The organism is Pseudoalteromonas sp. SG45-1 (assembly GCF_014164135.1).
In the GTDB taxonomy this organism is placed as follows: Bacteria; Pseudomonadota; Gammaproteobacteria; order Enterobacterales; family Alteromonadaceae; genus Pseudoalteromonas; species Pseudoalteromonas distincta.
Genome location: NZ_JACJEP010000001.1, coordinates 257,301 through 273,487, shown reverse-complemented (window position 1 = coordinate 273,487; position 16,187 = coordinate 257,301). Strand labels below are relative to the sequence as shown.

18 protein-coding genes are annotated in these 16,187 nt (G+C 37.7%); 8 read left to right on the top strand and 10 right to left on the bottom strand.

Annotated features, from left to right (window positions below; all coding sequences use genetic code 11):
• Positions 1-3: 3 nt before the first annotated feature.
• Both ribF and murJ read right to left on the bottom strand, forming a co-directional pair.
• Complete coding sequence (ribF, locus tag H5117_RS01180) at positions 4-954, bottom strand: bifunctional riboflavin kinase/FAD synthetase (protein WP_096793492.1); 951 nt, start codon at positions 952-954, stop codon at positions 4-6.
• 84 nt (positions 955-1,038) lie between these two features.
• Positions 1,039-2,577 (bottom strand): murein biosynthesis integral membrane protein MurJ, encoded by a 1,539-nt coding sequence (murJ, locus tag H5117_RS01175; protein WP_370660919.1) that lies wholly within the window; start codon positions 2,575-2,577, stop codon positions 1,039-1,041.
• Positions 2,578-2,872: 295 nt separating this feature from the next.
• Here murJ and rpsT point away from each other — a divergent pair, with 295 nt between their 5' ends.
• Positions 2,873-3,133 carry a 30S ribosomal protein S20 gene (gene rpsT / locus H5117_RS01170; protein ID WP_002958225.1) on the top strand — a complete coding sequence of 87 codons (261 nt, stop codon included), beginning with the start codon at positions 2,873-2,875 and terminating at the stop codon, positions 3,131-3,133.
• Between the two features lie 108 nt (positions 3,134-3,241).
• On the opposite strand, the gene H5117_RS01165 is transcribed toward rpsT, so the two are convergent.
• Positions 3,242-3,625, bottom strand: a complete 384-nt coding sequence (locus H5117_RS01165; RefSeq protein WP_002958224.1) for a response regulator — start codon at positions 3,623-3,625, stop codon at positions 3,242-3,244.
• A gap of 113 nt (positions 3,626-3,738) precedes the next feature.
• Here H5117_RS01165 and H5117_RS01160 point away from each other — a divergent pair, with 113 nt between their 5' ends.
• Complete coding sequence (locus H5117_RS01160; protein ID WP_024603734.1) at positions 3,739-4,182, top strand: hypothetical protein; 444 nt, start codon at positions 3,739-3,741, stop codon at positions 4,180-4,182.
• Positions 4,183-4,288: 106 nt separating this feature from the next.
• The gene (locus H5117_RS01155; protein ID WP_002958222.1) at positions 4,289-4,534 is read left to right on the top strand and encodes a hypothetical protein; all 246 of its coding nucleotides are present in this window, start codon (positions 4,289-4,291) and stop codon (positions 4,532-4,534) included.
• 194 nt (positions 4,535-4,728) lie between these two features.
• Here H5117_RS01155 and H5117_RS01150 read toward each other — a convergent pair whose 3' ends face one another.
• Positions 4,729-4,875, bottom strand: a complete 147-nt coding sequence (locus H5117_RS01150; protein WP_002958221.1) for a hypothetical protein — start codon at positions 4,873-4,875, stop codon at positions 4,729-4,731.
• Positions 4,876-4,971: 96 nt separating this feature from the next.
• Positions 4,972-5,892 (bottom strand): glyoxylate/hydroxypyruvate reductase A, encoded by a 921-nt coding sequence (locus tag H5117_RS01145; protein WP_182696008.1) that lies wholly within the window; start codon positions 5,890-5,892, stop codon positions 4,972-4,974.
• A 129-nt stretch (positions 5,893-6,021) separates the two neighbouring features.
• Between H5117_RS01145 and H5117_RS01140 the strand changes: the two genes are divergently transcribed.
• A complete protein-coding gene (locus H5117_RS01140) occupies positions 6,022-7,728 on the top strand; it encodes a lysophospholipid acyltransferase family protein (protein ID WP_024596629.1) in 1,707 nt (568 codons plus the stop codon).
• A gap of 412 nt (positions 7,729-8,140) precedes the next feature.
• Positions 8,141-8,794 carry an OmpW family protein gene (locus H5117_RS01135; RefSeq protein WP_024596630.1) on the top strand — a complete coding sequence of 218 codons (654 nt, stop codon included), beginning with the start codon at positions 8,141-8,143 and terminating at the stop codon, positions 8,792-8,794.
• An 82-nt stretch (positions 8,795-8,876) separates the two neighbouring features.
• Here the strand turns inward: H5117_RS01135 and H5117_RS01130 are convergent, their stop codons facing one another.
• Positions 8,877-9,416 (bottom strand): thioesterase family protein, encoded by a 540-nt coding sequence (locus tag H5117_RS01130; RefSeq protein WP_024596631.1) that lies wholly within the window; start codon positions 9,414-9,416, stop codon positions 8,877-8,879.
• Positions 9,417-9,522: 106 nt separating this feature from the next.
• Between H5117_RS01130 and H5117_RS01125 the strand changes: the two genes are divergently transcribed.
• Positions 9,523-10,017 (top strand): hypothetical protein, encoded by a 495-nt coding sequence (locus H5117_RS01125; protein ID WP_182696007.1) that lies wholly within the window; start codon positions 9,523-9,525, stop codon positions 10,015-10,017.
• A 28-nt stretch (positions 10,018-10,045) separates the two neighbouring features.
• Here H5117_RS01125 and tyrR read toward each other — a convergent pair whose 3' ends face one another.
• The 4 genes from tyrR to bcsE form a co-directional block, all read right to left on the bottom strand.
• A complete protein-coding gene (gene tyrR, locus H5117_RS01120) occupies positions 10,046-11,602 on the bottom strand; it encodes a transcriptional regulator TyrR (RefSeq protein WP_002958215.1) in 1,557 nt (518 codons plus the stop codon).
• Between the two features lie 171 nt (positions 11,603-11,773).
• Complete coding sequence (bcsG, locus tag H5117_RS01115; RefSeq protein ID WP_182735988.1) at positions 11,774-13,354, bottom strand: cellulose biosynthesis protein BcsG; 1,581 nt, start codon at positions 13,352-13,354, stop codon at positions 11,774-11,776.
• Positions 13,351-13,527, bottom strand: a complete 177-nt coding sequence (locus tag H5117_RS01110) for a hypothetical protein (protein ID WP_182735987.1) — start codon at positions 13,525-13,527, stop codon at positions 13,351-13,353. The genes bcsG and H5117_RS01110 overlap by 4 nt, the downstream gene beginning before the upstream one ends.
• A gap of 3 nt (positions 13,528-13,530) precedes the next feature.
• Positions 13,531-15,147 (bottom strand): cellulose biosynthesis protein BcsE, encoded by a 1,617-nt coding sequence (bcsE, locus tag H5117_RS01105; RefSeq protein WP_182735986.1) that lies wholly within the window; start codon positions 15,145-15,147, stop codon positions 13,531-13,533.
• Positions 15,148-15,261: 114 nt separating this feature from the next.
• Here bcsE and bcsR point away from each other — a divergent pair, with 114 nt between their 5' ends.
• Both bcsR and bcsQ read left to right on the top strand, forming a co-directional pair.
• Positions 15,262-15,456, top strand: coding sequence for a BcsR/BcsP family cellulose biosynthesis protein (gene bcsR / locus H5117_RS01100; protein WP_182735985.1), 195 nt, complete (start codon positions 15,262-15,264; stop codon positions 15,454-15,456).
• Positions 15,457-15,471: 15 nt separating this feature from the next.
• Positions 15,472-16,185: a cellulose biosynthesis protein BcsQ gene (bcsQ, locus tag H5117_RS01095; protein WP_182735984.1), complete on the top strand. Its 714-nt coding sequence runs from the start codon at positions 15,472-15,474 to the stop codon at positions 16,183-16,185.
• The last annotated feature ends 2 nt before the right edge of the window (positions 16,186-16,187 follow it).

The window sequence follows — 16,187 nt, the reverse complement described above, 5'->3', positions numbered from 1 at the left end:
ATCCTACATTCCGTCTCTATCGGCTACCTGATTTAAACCAAAACACTGCTTAGCGGCAGCAACATCAGTTGCTATTTGCGCCGTTAATTGTGTTAATGTCTCGAATTTTTTCTCATCGCGAAGTTTTTTTATTAACTCCACATGCATAAATTGTCCGTAAATATCCTGTGCAAAATCAAAAAGGTGAACTTCTAATAATGCACGAGTTCCATTAAATGTCGGCTTATTACCTACATTTGCAACTCCAAAAATCTGTTTTCCTGCAATCGTTGCTTGCACTGCAAACACTCCGTTGACAGGACACACTTGGCGTTTTAGGGCTATATTTGCCGTTCTAAAACCGAGTTCACGTCCTCTTTTCCAACCATGTATAACACGCCCAGAAATAGCATAATCGTGACCAAGCATTATTTTAGCACTCGCTAAGTCACCGGATGCTAAAGCATCTCGTATTAAAGTGCTGCTTACTCTAGCATTTAATTGACGAAAGCTCGCGGTGCTTTTTACATCCATGCCCGCTTGCTTACCCATGCTAGCAAGTAAGTGAAAGTTACCTTGGCGTTGCTTTCCAAACTTAAAATCATCACCAACAGTAAGTGCTTTAACACCTAACTTTTTAATCAAAATCTCATTAACGAATTGCTCAGCATGCATGTTTGCAAATTGCTGATTAAAGCTAATGCAAATAACTCGCTCAATACCTAAATCACTCAATAAACGTAACTTATCTCGTAAGCGCGTTAACCGTGCAGGGGCATTGTTTTTAGCAAAAAACTCTTGTGGCTGGGGTTCAAACAGCATTACAGTGCTAGGCAAACTATGCGCTTTAGCATCGCTAAGTAAACCTTTTAGTACTTCTGCGTGGCCTAAATGAACGCCGTCAAAATTACCAATAGTTAACACACAACCAAAATGGTGTGGGCGAATATTGTGTATACCTCTAATTAACTCCATGCCACCTAATGCCTTGTTTAGCGAGCTATTAATTACGGCTAAAAAATGATTAAAGCCGCAGAGTTGCCGATTATAATCTTTTTTTTAGTTTGATTCAGTAATTGCTACACTTTTTATCGTATTTAGTCTAACGCCCATCACAAATAGCATTGCAAAGTAGCTAATACCTGCCAAAGCCACTAGCGCTACTAATAATATTACTTGCTGTGTAAAGGCCCATGTAGCCCAATAATAGTAACTGCTCACAAACCATGTGACAGCTCCCATAACAATACTTGCAACAACACATTTAAGTGTAAAACGCATACTCATTGATGAGAACTGGTATACATTTTCTTTTTTAAGCTGTCTGTATAATAAAAATGCATTGCAGCTAGCCGATAACGAAGTAGCAAGTGCCAACCCTAAATAACCAATGAAAGGAGCCAGCATAATGTTAAACACCATATTAAGTACTAAGGTAATAATACCAATACGCACCGGTGTTTTTGTATCTTGACGAGCATAAAAGCCAGGAGCGAGTACTTTTATTAGCATAAAGCTTACAAGTCCGACCGAATATGCGACTACGCCTAAGCTTACAGCTTTGACATGATCAATACTGTCTTCTTTAAATGCACCGTGGTCGAACAACACGGTAATAATAAGTGGGCTGATGATCATCAAACCTATCATTGCTGGCAGGCCTAAAAATATAACAAAACGAACTCCCCAATCGAGAGTATGCTGAAAGTCGCTACTTTTTTTACTGCTATGTAGTTTAGAAAGCGCCGGTAAAATAACTGTCGCAATACCAATACCAAATAACCCCAGCGGAAATTCAATTAAGCGGTCTGAATAGTAAAGCCATGCAATTGAGCCCGTCATCAGTAATGACGCAATCATGGTATCGAGCAACAGATTAATTTGACTAATAGAGACACCAAACAAAGCCGGTAGCATAAGTTTTCGTACTTTTTTTACGTTTTCGTCTTGCCATGCCCAGCGCGGACGCGCCAACATTTTAGCGCGATACAAGAACGGTAATTGAAATAGTAGCTGCACTACACCACCGACAAATACACCTATGGCAAGTGAATAAGCACCTACCGAAAATTTATCATGTAAAAAAATTGCACACGTAATAATAGAAACATTAAGCAAAACTGGTGTAAATGCAGCAACAGCAAAACGGTTATACACATTCATTACCGCACCACTAAGTGCAACTAAACTTACAAAAAATAAATAGGGGAATGTAAGTTTAAGTAGTGAACTTGCAAGTTCAAATTTTTCGGCATTAGGTCCGCCTTGCCACCAATCTATAAACCAACCGGTACCAAATAGTGCTGCAATAACAGGGGAAGCAACAACACCAATAATAGTGACAATTAGTAAAATGGTTCCTAATGTGCCTGCTGCTTGTGCAACAAAAAGTCTGACCTTGTCGTCGCCTTGCTGTTCTTTAATTTCACTTAGCACAGGTACGAATGCTTGTGCGAAGGCACCTTCTGCAAATAAACGGCGTAAAAAATTAGGAATACGGTTAGCAAATAAAAAAACATCAGCCGCTGCACTTGCGCCTAATAAATTGGCAACGACAGCATCTCGAACGAGCCCTAAAATACGCGATATCATAGTCATACAACTAACAATCATACCAGAGCGAAATAAACCTTTTGACACCTTAAACCTACTCAAAAATCCTCAAGATAGGCGATTATGCCACAGTCTTTTTTATAAATCGCTTTAAAGCACTAGGCTGGGGGTCTGTGCTTTGTTACAATGTCTATATTAACTGCTAAAGCGGCAAATTGATGCTCGTTATATGGTGCAGTTTTTCTTGGATTGTTAAATTTAAATTGACATCCATGATAGAAACAGGCATATTCCACGGCCTTTAATTTAAGCTTTATTTTAAGATTGTTAGGAGCAAACCTTGGCTAACATCAAGTCTGCAAAAAAACGCGCTATCACAAGCGAAAAAAACCGTCAGCACAACGCAAGCCGTCGTTCAATGATGCGCACTTACTTCAAAAAAGTAATTGTTGCTATTGAAGCGGGCGATAAAGAAGCTGCACAGCAAGCTTTTTCTGTTGCTACACCTATCCTAGACCGTTACGCAACTAAGGGTCTAATTCACAAAAACAAAGCAGCTCGTCATAAGAGCCGTATAGCAGCTAAGATTAAAGCTCTATAATTTGTTTTTGATAGAATATAAAAAACCGGCTTTTGCCGGTTTTTTTTTATCTAAGATTTAATCTCATACTTTAATAACAGTCGACATAAATATTTAAACAGATTGGTGTCATACATTTTCCAAGTCTGGATAAAACTTCTTAAGCATTGCCGCTATTTTTTTAGGTGTAAACGGCTTCACTACAAATCCTTTAGCGCCTTTATCAATTGCATCCTTAACATTTTCAATACCTGAATGTGCAGATACCATTACTACATTTGTCTCAGGGCTTAATTCATTGATTTGCGCAATCAAATCTTTGCCATCGCCGTCCGGCAGTTCTATGTCTAAAAAAATGATATTATAATTTGCAGCCTGGCACTCACTAATACATTGTGAGGCAGTAGATGCTTCCTTTACGTTATCTATCCCTAAGTGCATGAGCGTTTGGCTCAAAAAACTACGCACTGTGCTAACGTCATCTACAATTAAAATTGATAGCTGCGTATTCATCTTTATTCCTCGTAGGCTATAAGCTAACTTTAAGTTATCATAATAATTAGCTTAGTATATAAATTTGCTCATTTAATTATAGAGACCTACGGAAAAAAGGCCAGATTTGCTTTATGTCTAAAACCCCAAATAAACAGTCGTTGCTAGGTAAAGCACCAACAAGAAAAAAAACAGCGCAAAAAAGAAAGCCGCAACGCCCTACTCAGCGCTCTATACCCGCAGAGGAAAAAACAAACATAAACAATGGCACTAGCCAAAAAACAAAGTCAAAAAAGGGGCTATTTATATCTCTGGCCATTGTTATTGTAATAATTTTAGCTTTTCCAAAACCAACCTTGCTCACCTATAAAAAATTAGGGATGGTAAGTGAGAGTGTTTACTGGCCTGGACTTTTAGGTTACGGAGCTACTTTAATTGATTCCAACTTGCACCCCAACTATGATTCTAGCCGTGAATCCCTTTATTTATGCAGTGATTTACAAAAACCACAGAGCTGTCAGAAGTATCAAGTAATTGCTGACAATGGTTTGTTTTCGGCAATTGGCAGTTACTTTTAGCATTAAAAAAACTAATCTGAAAATTTAAAATTACTTGGTTGAAAGGTGTGCAAAAGATCAACATAATGGCGCTCCTTTTTTCAACAACTGAACTATTGAAACGACCATGCTAAATGAGCTAGATTGGCTTTTAAATACTACACTACTTGCACTAGGTTTAGGTGCATTCTTTATTAACCAGATAACACTGCTGCGCGTTGCCGCCATTAGTGCATGTGGTTTATTATTCTTATCATTTAGCCTAGATCTTATGTCGTCGAGCGTTATTTCAAATATGAGTTTAGTGTTGATCAACACTTTTTACCTGTTTAAAGTTTATACATTTGGGCAATTTAATGTAACCCAAAGTTAACAACTTCTCCTTAGAATATTTAATAGCCCAGCATTGCTGGGCTTTTTTGTTGCGAATTTTTAAAATATTAGAAACACGTTAGATCAGGACAGTATTAAGCGCCACTAAAGCACCACTGCAATAATGGTGCTGTGCATGTACTGTTGAGTGAAACGAGAAGAAAGACGAAAACTGAAAATACCTAATAAGCTAGGTTAATCTGCTATTGTTAATTCACTTTGGGTTTGTGTTTTAGATGGACTATCTTCAGCGTTAGCCTGATTAAACCAAGCTGAAACACCTAGCACGATAATTGAAATAACAACGAGGCTTAATTTAGCCCCACTTTGACTGGATTTCATAACACCCTCTTTATATTTTTATTAGTGAGAATACCTTTTACACTAATGAAAATTACAAATGTTAACAAGCTGTTTTTTAAACTAATTAGCTATCAGCTAATAACCTTTAGTTCTATCCACTGAATTATTGAGTGCTAAGCCCATATTCAAACGTTCAATATTATCGGCTATTTGGTCTATAACGCTATTTAAATCAGATAGCGCTGCACAATGTGGTGTAAGTGTTATTTTGGGGTTTCCCCAGTAAGGGTGATTCTGCGTTAAAGGTTCTTGGTCAAAAACATCCAAGGTAGCAGCGCGTAAGCTATCGTTATTTAATGCATTTAATAAATCTTGCTCAACCACATGAGCACCACGTGCTACATTAATAACAACAGCATGTGAAGGTAGCTTAGCGAGCATTGAGTGATTAATAATACCCTTCGTTGCCTGCGTAAGAGGTAATAAGCACACGAGATAATCAATCTTACAAAGCATATCGCTAAGTCCTTCATCGCCATAATAAACCTCGACATTAGTCGTGTTTTTATTACTTTGCGCCCAGGCACTTACTTTAAAACCATTAGTTACAAGTTTTTGCGCACATGCTTTACCTAATTCGCCAAATCCAAGTATACCAACATGTTTATTACTAAAAGCTCGTTTTGGCTTCCATGTTTGCTGTGTTTGTTTAGTGTAATACTCTTTTAAGCGTAATTTTTGAGCTAAGACATGTGTAAGTACATATTCCGCCATATCTTCAGCAAGTTGCATGTCAACAATACGTACTACTTCGACATGTTCAGGTAATAATGTTAAATCGATACTGTCTACGCCTGCACCAAATGACGACACAGCTTTTAAGTTAGGCAGCTGCGGCCACAGAGACTCAGGAGCATTCCACGCAAGTACAAAATCCACATTATTTGCGTTTTTGCAATCAGGCCATTGCTCTATCAATGTATTTGGTAATCGCTCTTGTAACTTCGTTATTAGCTTTTCGTTGTTGCGCCCCGTTATAGCCACCAATACCGACATAAATTCTCCTAGCAATTCACAGTTTATAATTTAGTACTTTAAAAAGTCACACTACTGCAAAGTAACTGTCACACCCTTTTTTTAATCTTACATGTATAGCGAATAGACCAAACGGGATATGAGGTTAATATGATAAGTGTTGATAAAGTAATTGCAGCAAACTTACCACAACTAGAGAACTCTCCAAAAGTAAAAGGTTTAGTAAAAAAGGGCTTAGGTTACTTATTGCATGAACAAGAGTTTATCACCTTTGGTAATACGTACCCTCACCTACAAGGATTAGAATTTGTTGAGCAAGTACTTGATGAACTCAATTTTGATACGCGCTATAAACCTAAGCAGATAGAACATATTCCTAACGAGGGTAAACTTGTTATTGTTGCTAACCACCCTATTGGTTCACTAGATGCTTTAGCACTTATCAAAGTACTCTCTACAGTAAGGCAGGATTTAAAAGTAGTCGCAAACCGCATGTTAATGTCGGTCAGCGCAATGCATTCTCTTTTACTCCCTGTTGATAACTTATCTGGTATGAGTAAAAAGCAAGAGCTTAGTAATATACAAAACCATTTAAAAGGTGGAGGTGCCTTACTTATATTTCCTGCAGGGGAAGTGTCGCGCCTAGGACCAACCGGTATTAAGGATTGCAAATGGAATAGCGGTTTTTTACGTATGGCAAAAAAAGCCAACTGCCCCATTTTACCTATTTTTATTAAAGCCAAAAATAGTCCGCTTTTTTATGGTACATCAATGATTTATAAACCTTTGGCAAGTTTACTATTAGTGGCCGAAATGTTTAAGCAGCGCCAAAAATCTTTAGAGTTTGAAATTGGTGCTTCTATCCCTCCTGAGTCCTACTTGATAGAAAACCTTAAAGATAAAGAAATTGTAAACCTCATACGTAAGCAGCTTTATAGGCTTACAACTAAAAAAACACTGCCGCTAAAAACACAAACACCTATTGCTGTGCCCGAGTGTAGAAAAGAACTAAAAAGAGCAATTGAGCAATGTCAGCTTCTGGGTAAAACACACGATGGCATGCACATTCATTTATATCAATATGTAGGTAGTTCACCTATTTTTAGAGAGTTGGGACGCCTCAGAGAAATTGCATTTAGAGCAGTAGGTGAAGGAAGCGGTAAGCGTCGTGATATAGATAAATACGATATGGATTACCAACACCTTGTACTGTGGGACCCTATGCAACTAGAGCTAGTAGGTGCTTATCGATTAGCCTGCGCACAACAGATAATACAAAAACATGGACGTGAAGGTTTATATACCGATAGTTTATTTTCTTACACCGACGCTATGACGCCCTATCTGCACCAAGGTATTGAGCTTGGTAGAAGTTTTGTACAACCTAAGTATTGGGGACGTAAGAGTCTCGACTATTTATGGTACGGTATTGGTGCTTTTATAAAAAACTACCCACAGTATAGATATTTATTTGGGGCTGTAAGCGTGTCCAACGCTCTACCTGAGCAAGCCAAAGCCATGCTCGTTTATTACTATCAACATTATTATAAAAGCAGTATAGAACTAGCTACGCCTAATAATGAGCTTAAATTAACTGAGCAACAGCTAACTCAATGCAATATTCTTTTTAATGGAAACGATGTTAAAGAAGATTTTGTAGAGTTAAAACATGTGTTAGCTAATATGGGCGCTCAAGTCCCTACTTTATTTAAACAATATACTGAGCTTTGCAACCCTGGCGGTGTACAATTTTTAAGCTTTAGCATTGATCCCGATTTTAATAATTGTATTGATGGATTGGTATTAGTCGATCTTAAAAGTGTGAAAGAAAACAAAGCTAAACGTTATTTAGAATAACTATTGATAAGTAAAGTCAGTGCACCGAGTATTTTATGTATTATAAAATACTCGGTTTATATTTCATTATACAAACCGACTCAATCGCATTTAAGTCTTCCAATACTTTTTTAAGTGTCGGCTGTTTTAATTATTTTTTGAACCCTGCTAAAAACATATTTTCTTGTTTATTAAGGCCCTTGGTTAAACACGAGATTATGGCAAGGCAGTGCCTGCCTTAATATATTCATGTGACTGTTAATTAAATAAATATGTCAATCTTTACAAAAGCATAACGACACTAAAATTAATCTAAATCAATAAAATATTTTATAAGCTTCAAATGCTTTTTAAACTTTGATCTAGAACAGGTTTTCATATTTATTGCTCGGTAATAATAGCGCCAATCAAACAGTAGTTCTTGGAGAACAACATGAAAACTCAAATTAGCATCGCATTATTAACCTCTTTATTAGCACTCTCTCCAGCTGCACACGCTAACTTTAGCGTAAATGTTGGCGCTATTAACGTAAACCCTGATAACAGTAGCTCAGCGATTAATGAAGCACCTACGCTAGGCCTTAAAGGTGATTCAGATACTCAACTAGGTATCACCGTAGATTATGCATTTAACGATCAATGGGTGTTAGAGCTGATAGCAGCAACACCGTTTTCACACGATGTAAATGGCGCAGACGGCTTAGCAGGCAACAAAATTGCAGATATAAAACAACTTCCACCGTCATTGGTTGCACAATACCACTTTTTAGATACAAGCTATGCGCTAAGACCTTTTATAGGCGTAGGCATAAACTACACTACATTTTTTGATGAGCAACCCTCTCAAGCACTTAAAGCAACGCTAGGAACAGACGATGTAGAAGTAAAGTTAGATGATTCGTTTGGCTTTATGGCTCAGGTAGGTGCTAACTATAAAATTGATAAAAACTGGGGTTTACACGCTATGGTATCAATTATGGATATTGATACCGATGCCACTGTTTATGCTAATGGTGCAAAATCGCTTACATCAACTGTTGAGCTTGACCCTGTTGTGGCTATGTTTGGTGTTAGGTACAGCTTTTAAAGCATATATGAAGTAGTACATAGTTACCCAATTACAATGTATGTTAAAAGGCCGAAAGGCCTTTTTTCTCATTTGTAGGGTATTAGCGATTTGGCAGGTTACTTAACTTTTTCTGCTCTAACATTTCTTTCCAGTGCATTACTTCACTTGGCAATATAGGTGTTTGCCCATCAAAACCAGCAACTTCAAGCATTTCTTCAATACTTATAATACCCTTTTTACTTTTAAATACACCGCGTACATAAGCAATAGCATGTAAGCCTCGCTCTGAGTGAAACTTTTGCTCAATATAAAAGTATTTATGATCCCAGCCAACTAACTTAGTACTTATTGTATATCGCTGCATAGGTTTAATATCGCGGATATAAGTAATAGCAGTTGCGTTAACAATCGGAAACCAACGACGCTTCATTATTTGCTTTAGTAAGCCAACACGCTCCGTCATCCACGTGCGAGATAAATCCATCATCGCAAGATAGCGTGAGTTCGTTAAATGTAGATTAATATCACAATCAGTCGGCAAAGCTTTGTAATCAATATCTACTGTATCAAGTAGATTTTGATATTGCTTATTGCGTTTAATTTTGAAAAATAATAATAAAAGTCGAATATATAAGTTCACAGTAAAGGTCTTACCAGTTAAATTTATTCGAGTGTAGCATAGCCCCTTGCGAAGACGAATATTCTACTTTAATCTTAAATCATTATTACAATAAAAAAGATAGCTAATGAAATCAAAACTAAAAATTATCGCTGCACTGGCCCTATTAGTCCCTAGCTACAATGCTTTTGCCGATTTCTCGTTACCAGGTAAAGGCTCAGTAACTTACCCTACCGGTGTAGTTAAAGAATTTAAATTTGGTTTTGAATGGCAGCAAAAAGCTGAGAAATTCACTATTGGATCTAAAAGTTACAATATGGAGCAAATTCCTAGCTCTTACTCTGTCGCCATCACGCTTTCAAAAGATGACAGCCAAGTATGGGTTCAAGAATTTAATAACGGGTTTATTGAGGAGTTTGAATGGCAAATTGGCGAACATACAGTCACTCTAAAAAAGCAGCAGTTTAGCGATCCGGTAAAAGGTGACTATGTTATTGAGCTAAATGGCCGTAGCTATTTTTTCACTCGTAATAACGCCAGTATCGTAATGAACTTTAACGGAGAAGGTATTGAGACGATTGCAATTGATGGGGTAACAAAAAATATGGGCACTAAAAATTAGTCCCCATATTTTAATTTCTTTAAGTCAATTACACTTTTACTGTTTTTCGATTAATCCCGTAATCACGTAACTTATTAGCTACAGCGGTGTGACTTAGGCCCAATCGCTTAGCTAACTGACGCGAGCTTGGGTAAGCGGGGTAAAGTTTACGAAGTAAAGTCGCTTCAAAGCGCTTAACAGCTTGATCTAGTGAGCCCTCAAAATCAGACTCTAAATACCCTAAATCATGGGTAAAAGTTGGTAACTGTAAATGCTCTACGCGAAGCTCGCTATCATCTAGTAACGACACTGCACGGTAAATGGCATTTTCCAGCTGACGAACATTTCCAGGCCACGGATACTCTTGTAAGAAGCTTAAACACTCTTGTGATAAAACAGGAATTGCATGACCATTTTGCTGTGCATATTTTTGAATAAAATGCTCTGCAAGTGGCCCTACATCTGCTTTTCTATCTCTTAGTGGCGCTATTTCTAAAGTAAGCACGTTTATACGGTAGTATAAGTCTTCTCTAAAAACCCCTTCTTGTACCATTGCAGGTAAGTCTTTTTGAGTAGCAGCTACAATACGAACATTTACTTTAACTTCGTTCTCATCGCCTACTTTTCTAAACGTACCATCTTGTAAAAAACGCAGTAACTTAGTTTGTAGTTGAGTCGACATTTCGCCAACTTCATCTAAAAATACAGTTCCACCATCAGCTTGCTCTAATACACCACGCTTTGGCGCTGCGTTTTCTTCGTACCCGGCATAACCAAATAATTCAGACTCAGCAACATCATCAGGAAGCGAAGCACACGATAGCGCAATAAAAGGCTTAACAGAGCGATTAGATGCGTAATGACACGCGCGAGCTAATAACTCTTTACCAGTGCCAGTTTCGCCAGTAATCAAAATAGGGGCTTCTAGTTGCGCCATTTTGCGTGCTTCGCGCACAACTCGGCGCATTGCCGTACTAAAGTTATGAATAGTAGCAAAGCTTTCTTGCCCGTAGCGTCTAAATGCACTGACCTGCTGCCCTAAGCGGCTTTGCGATTTAATGTTAATAACCGCACCCGCAAGCACATCACCTTCACTACCTTGAGGGACTGCAATTGGTAAAATGTCTGCAATAAAATCTTCACCCGCCACTTCAACGCGCGTGGTTTGCCCAAGCACTTCTTTACCTTCTAGCCAACGCGTAAAGTTAAACCCTTTAAGTAAGTTATTAATATTTGCACCAATAACTTCTTTTTCAATTAACTGTAAGTCCTTACATGCTGCATCGTTGCATAAGCGTACCCAACCTTTAGCATCAATAGAGATAACACCATCAGGCAATGCACGTAGCAAGGTATTTAATTCGTTATGCTCTCGCTCAGAAGGGAGAAATGCGGTAGTGCGTACATCATGCACACCATCAATCAGACGGATAGAAGGCATGATTTTTTGAAACTGCTCAAACTCTATTTCTGGAAAGCTCACATACATACGGCAATTGACAGAATCGACCTCAATACCTTTTAAATCAACACTGTAGTTAACTAAAATATTAAGGATTTCTTGGGCTATACCGATCCTATCAGCACAGTGAATATCTAGACGCATACATCCTCAAAGCAGGAAAAACTAAATTAGCCGAATAATACGCTAAGTCGCTTTGATAAGGTAGCTTATTGTAAACATTTTTGGACAAGTCTGCGTTTTAATTAACACATAAGAATAACAACATAAACACGCTACACAGCAGAGCTAGCCTGCTGCGTAGCTAAATTACTTTTAACCTTGAGGGTAAGCAGACCATTCTTCGCCATCAAGTTGTATGTAAGGTCGTTTATTAACATACATCATGATTGTGCCGGCATTTTCAGCAACTTTTGGTGCTTTTGGCAAGTTTTCAACTAAATTGGCAATGCTGTTATTACCCCCAAAAACATTTGTCTCAAGTGTTTTTGCAACAATTTCAGATAAGGCAAAGTAACTAGTCGATTCGTTAATCATAATTTGCGAATAACTTTTAACGTCTGGGCCAATAAATTTTATAGCAGCTGGTACAGATACAATAGTAGGGCTTGGTATTTCACGAAGGCCAGCAAACTGTACCTTGTCACCTTTTAATGCTGCACCATGTTCGGGTACTACCATTAACATGACATTACGGCCGCGCTTTTCAAGGTTTTGAATAAAACGATTAATATCAGATAATAAATTAGCGTGCCTGATTGGGTAACTTTCAAGGCTGTTCATGCGTTTTTTATTGGCCAGCTGGTTACCATCGTGAAGGCTTGTTGTGTTGTAATACATTGCACACGGCTCACAATCTTGCGCTTCATTTTTAAGCCAACTATCTAGCACTGCACCGTCAGAATAAATAGGACTGTCGTCAAAACCATATTGCGCTACTGGAAGCGAATCAATATTAAGTGATTTATCGTTTAGGCCACCAAAACGATTAACCAGGCCTTTAAAGTCATCGAAGTGGCCATCGTGGTTCATCACAACGCTACTTTGATACCCTAATTTTTCTAAATTTTTAAATAGATAACATTGCTCTGGTGCATCACTAAATAAAGCCGTTTGGCTTGTTTGCCCACAGCTTGCGCGTAAAAGTCTAATAGCTGCAGGCCCACTGTATGATGTTGCTGAGTTAAAATCTGAAAACACCACATCAAAATCATTAAACATATCTTCAACACTAACGCCAATAGCGTTCAAGTCATCAATCGCCATTGAACAAATATTTAAAACGATGACATCGAACAGTTCGCCATTAACTTGCGAAGGAAAATGGCTAATTAAATGGCTTTGTTGTTGATAAAAGTCTGACAATTTTTGATCAGGCGTTTGGCTTTCGCGCGTGATGACTTGTGTTTGATTAATAGGCTCATTTCTAATTGTTGTATTTGTAGAGTTGGCATTTACTACTGTGTCTGGTTGTTCACCCTCTCCTTGCCATCCAATCAAAAGCAGCCCAACAATTGTAATTGTTGTAAAACGTAACCACTGAGATGTATACCAAAAACACACGGTAATAACGAATAATGCCAATAGCATATCTACACTGATTACACGTGCTAAAAGTTCAAAAAAATAACCAAAGCTGAAATCTTGAACATTACCAGCTTGCTTTGTCAGCCTATTTATTGGGGGCAACCAAGAGTCTTGGTAAAGTATGACAATCGCAAAAATACCACCAAGTACATGTTTTAACTTTTCAATAATCGCTTTTTTAAATTTGATTGCTAAAAATGCTGCAAGGGCTGCATTGGTTAATACATTAAAATCAATTGCGCCGTAATAAAACAAGGCGAATTTAGCTAAGAAATAAAGATTCCACGCTCCTAAACCTGATAATTTCACTGCTCATCCTTCTTTTTTTTATTCGGTGTATAAGGTTCAAGTACTTCGTGTTTAAAAGTAAGCTTGTAATAATATGTTTTTACTCTGACCAATATTTGAGTTGCCGACATACAAAGCACAATACCGACTATAATTGCCAAAATAACGGTAATAAAAAGCTGATTAATACTCATTGGTTAAGCCTTTAATCTCATTACAAATGACACAGCATCGGGGCGCGCATCATTTGTAAACTCAGGTGTGTCTAACGACTCAGTAATCCCTTTTGACACACCGGGTTCAAACTTATAGCTATCATTCTCTGTTAACTGTTTAGAATAATCAGTAACCTGTTTACCGCTATAAAGCCGCCTTAATTGCTTACATTCTTGCTGTATATGAAAATGATCTGAAATAACATTTTGCTGCACAAAAAAGTCACTCGTTTGTAGCTTGAACAAATGCTTAATTGCATTATTTACGTCGTTCTCTCTACACGCATGCAAGTACAAATACACGGTGTTATCTGCAAGGCTAAATACATCCCCTTCACGCTTAATATGAAACAAGTGTAAAGGGTGAATGGGCTCTATTCGGGGTAGTAACTCAAGCTTAACCAACACGCCGCTAACCCCCAGATTAACAGCCGAGTCACTATGAACCTCTACTTGGCGCGTAAATTCATCAAAAGGTAAATAGCCTTTAGAAAACGTATTTTCAGTATATTTCAGAACGTGCTCAACAGATGGCGGTAACGGTCTAGAAAATTGAAACCCTTGAATAGATTGAATTTGAGATAATAATCGCGAAGGTTCAGAAAAGCTATACAAAATAAGGTTAACGCCTAAAGTTAAAAATAAACATTCATCTTGATGGCGAATAACGCCATCAACATTTTGTACTACCAATTTCAACCAACGACCACAGCTTTTTCTAAGTTCAAAGCACTGTTTGCCAAGCAGTGCTAAATCTGTGTAACGCGTCACAGCAAACACCAATGTTGCCGCTTTTAATTTGGGGCCTTTGTCAAACAGCTCATTATTGTCTTTTGCGGTATAATAATGCGTAGGCAATTTTGTACCGATTGGTACCGCGCTTTGCACTAACCAAACATCGTCCTCATCTGGAAAATGCGAGCCATTGAATACTTTTAGATCGTTTACAGTTCCCTCTTGTACCAAAAACTGATTATCTTCAAGCGACAGTTGAAACTGCATATCAGCAAATACACCCGTAGTGTGGTGCCAATAATCGTACTCTAAAACGCGGGTAGCGGAATCATTATCTACAAAAATTAATCCATCAAAAGATTTATTAAGCTGCCTTATTAAAAATCGATAGTGTGTTACTTCTGGACCAGATAACAAAAATAATAAGGTAACCCCTGTTTTTTTTGCAAACTCACTGTAATCGTTCATTATTGCTTTTGTGCTAGCTTCGGTTGCTGAACTAAGTAGCTCTGTGTTGAAGTGAATAAACACTAGCGCATTTTTTAATTTTTTATACGCGGCTATCTCTTTAATTATACCTTTGTTTATTCGCTCTATTGAGTAATGCTGTGTCTCAGATGAGAGAGAAAATGGATGAACTTTACTACGTTTGTACGCAGTATTAATTGCTGCAGAAAATGACGACTCAAAAAAAGATTCAACATCTTGAGAAACAATGTAAATATCGTTTGCGCAATTTTGGTTAATTGCATGTAAAGCAAATTCAACTACAAAATTGTCTAAAGGCGCTAAAACAGCATAACTTGAAGCCGATTTTAACTCTTTTGCAGCCGGCTCTAAACCCGTTATGTTAAAGTTATGCACTTAAAAAGCCCTCAAAAAAAATACTTTTTTACTAGTTTTACCCGCTATTCTATATATAATAGCCAAATATTGTCCACTTTTAATAAAAATAATATTACGCTTACAAAGGTTGTGATGAACAATTTAGCTACAAAAAGCTCACAAACACTCACATCAAGTGACATAGAAAACCTAGCTCGCCGTTTTGGTGGGAAAAGTGACGACTACATAGAAATTATGAATACACAAAAAAATCAAAAAACAATTAACAAGTATGCGCTATTGAAAGAAATTGATGACGCATTAAAAACATCTAAAGAAAAAAAATAAAAAAGGTAAACTCCATTGCAAAGGATTTTTATTAAAGGTATCAAAGGCGGCACAGGTAGCACATCAGTTGTTGCAAACTTAGCGTGCGTTTTGAAAAAATCTGATGTTGATGTGGTTGCCATAGACCTAGATGCTAAAAGTGACCTTGGTTTGCACTTTGGCCTTAAGTGGACAGCCACAAAAGGTTGGAGCAACGAGAGTACTTTTGACGATGCGTTATTGCATTTTCGTAAAGACAGCGATGGCGTTCTTTTTTTACCCCATGGCGATAACGAAGCAACGTTAGATGAAATTATAGCCACAATTAACAATTGCAAAAAACTGGACTATAAAGAATCTGCTTGGATATTATTCGACTGCCCTTCACACATTAATATTTCTCACTACTCGTTAGAAGAAAACGATATTGTTATTGAGCTAGTCACTTGCGATGCAATTTGTCATAGCCTCATATACAAGCGCCTACAAACCCTTAAGTCAGTAGAGTCAAGCTGGAAACACTTTTTTGTCGTTAATCGTTACAACGCAGCCTCAGTGTTAGAATTTGATCTATTTTCTCTTTGGCAATCTACATTGCCATTTATGGCGCCGTTTTTTATCAACAGTGATGAAGTTATTAAAGAGGCCACAGCTAATCGTAATGTAGCCCTTAATTGCGCACCATACAGTGTAGCGAACGATGACTTTGAAACACTGGCCGGTTGGCTTGTAAGCAAGGCGGCGAACTGACG

Excerpts from the sequence above, each read along its gene's own strand:
- murJ (WP_370660919.1), bottom strand. The coding sequence starts at position 2,577 with ATGACTATGATATCGCGTATTTTAGGGCTCGTTCGAGATGCTGTCGTT.
- H5117_RS01155 (WP_002958222.1), top strand. The coding sequence starts at position 4,289 with ATGCTAAATGAGCTAGATTGGCTTTTAAATACTACACTACTTGCACTA.
- H5117_RS01110 (WP_182735987.1), bottom strand. The coding sequence starts at position 13,527 with ATGAGTATTAATCAGCTTTTTATTACCGTTATTTTGGCAATTATAGTC.
- ribF (WP_096793492.1), bottom strand. The coding sequence starts at position 954 with ATGGAGTTAATTAGAGGTATACACAATATTCGCCCACACCATTTTGGT.
- bcsR (WP_182735985.1), top strand. The coding sequence starts at position 15,262 with ATGAACAATTTAGCTACAAAAAGCTCACAAACACTCACATCAAGTGAC.
- tyrR (WP_002958215.1), bottom strand. The coding sequence starts at position 11,602 with ATGCGTCTAGATATTCACTGTGCTGATAGGATCGGTATAGCCCAAGAA.
- H5117_RS01140 (WP_024596629.1), top strand. The coding sequence starts at position 6,022 with ATGATAAGTGTTGATAAAGTAATTGCAGCAAACTTACCACAACTAGAG.
- H5117_RS01150 (WP_002958221.1), bottom strand. The coding sequence starts at position 4,875 with ATGAAATCCAGTCAAAGTGGGGCTAAATTAAGCCTCGTTGTTATTTCA.
- H5117_RS01145 (WP_182696008.1), bottom strand. The coding sequence starts at position 5,892 with ATGTCGGTATTGGTGGCTATAACGGGGCGCAACAACGAAAAGCTAATA.
- H5117_RS01160 (WP_024603734.1), top strand. The coding sequence starts at position 3,739 with ATGTCTAAAACCCCAAATAAACAGTCGTTGCTAGGTAAAGCACCAACA.
- H5117_RS01135 (WP_024596630.1), top strand. The coding sequence starts at position 8,141 with ATGAAAACTCAAATTAGCATCGCATTATTAACCTCTTTATTAGCACTC.
- H5117_RS01165 (WP_002958224.1), bottom strand. The coding sequence starts at position 3,625 with ATGAATACGCAGCTATCAATTTTAATTGTAGATGACGTTAGCACAGTG.
- H5117_RS01125 (WP_182696007.1), top strand. The coding sequence starts at position 9,523 with ATGAAATCAAAACTAAAAATTATCGCTGCACTGGCCCTATTAGTCCCT.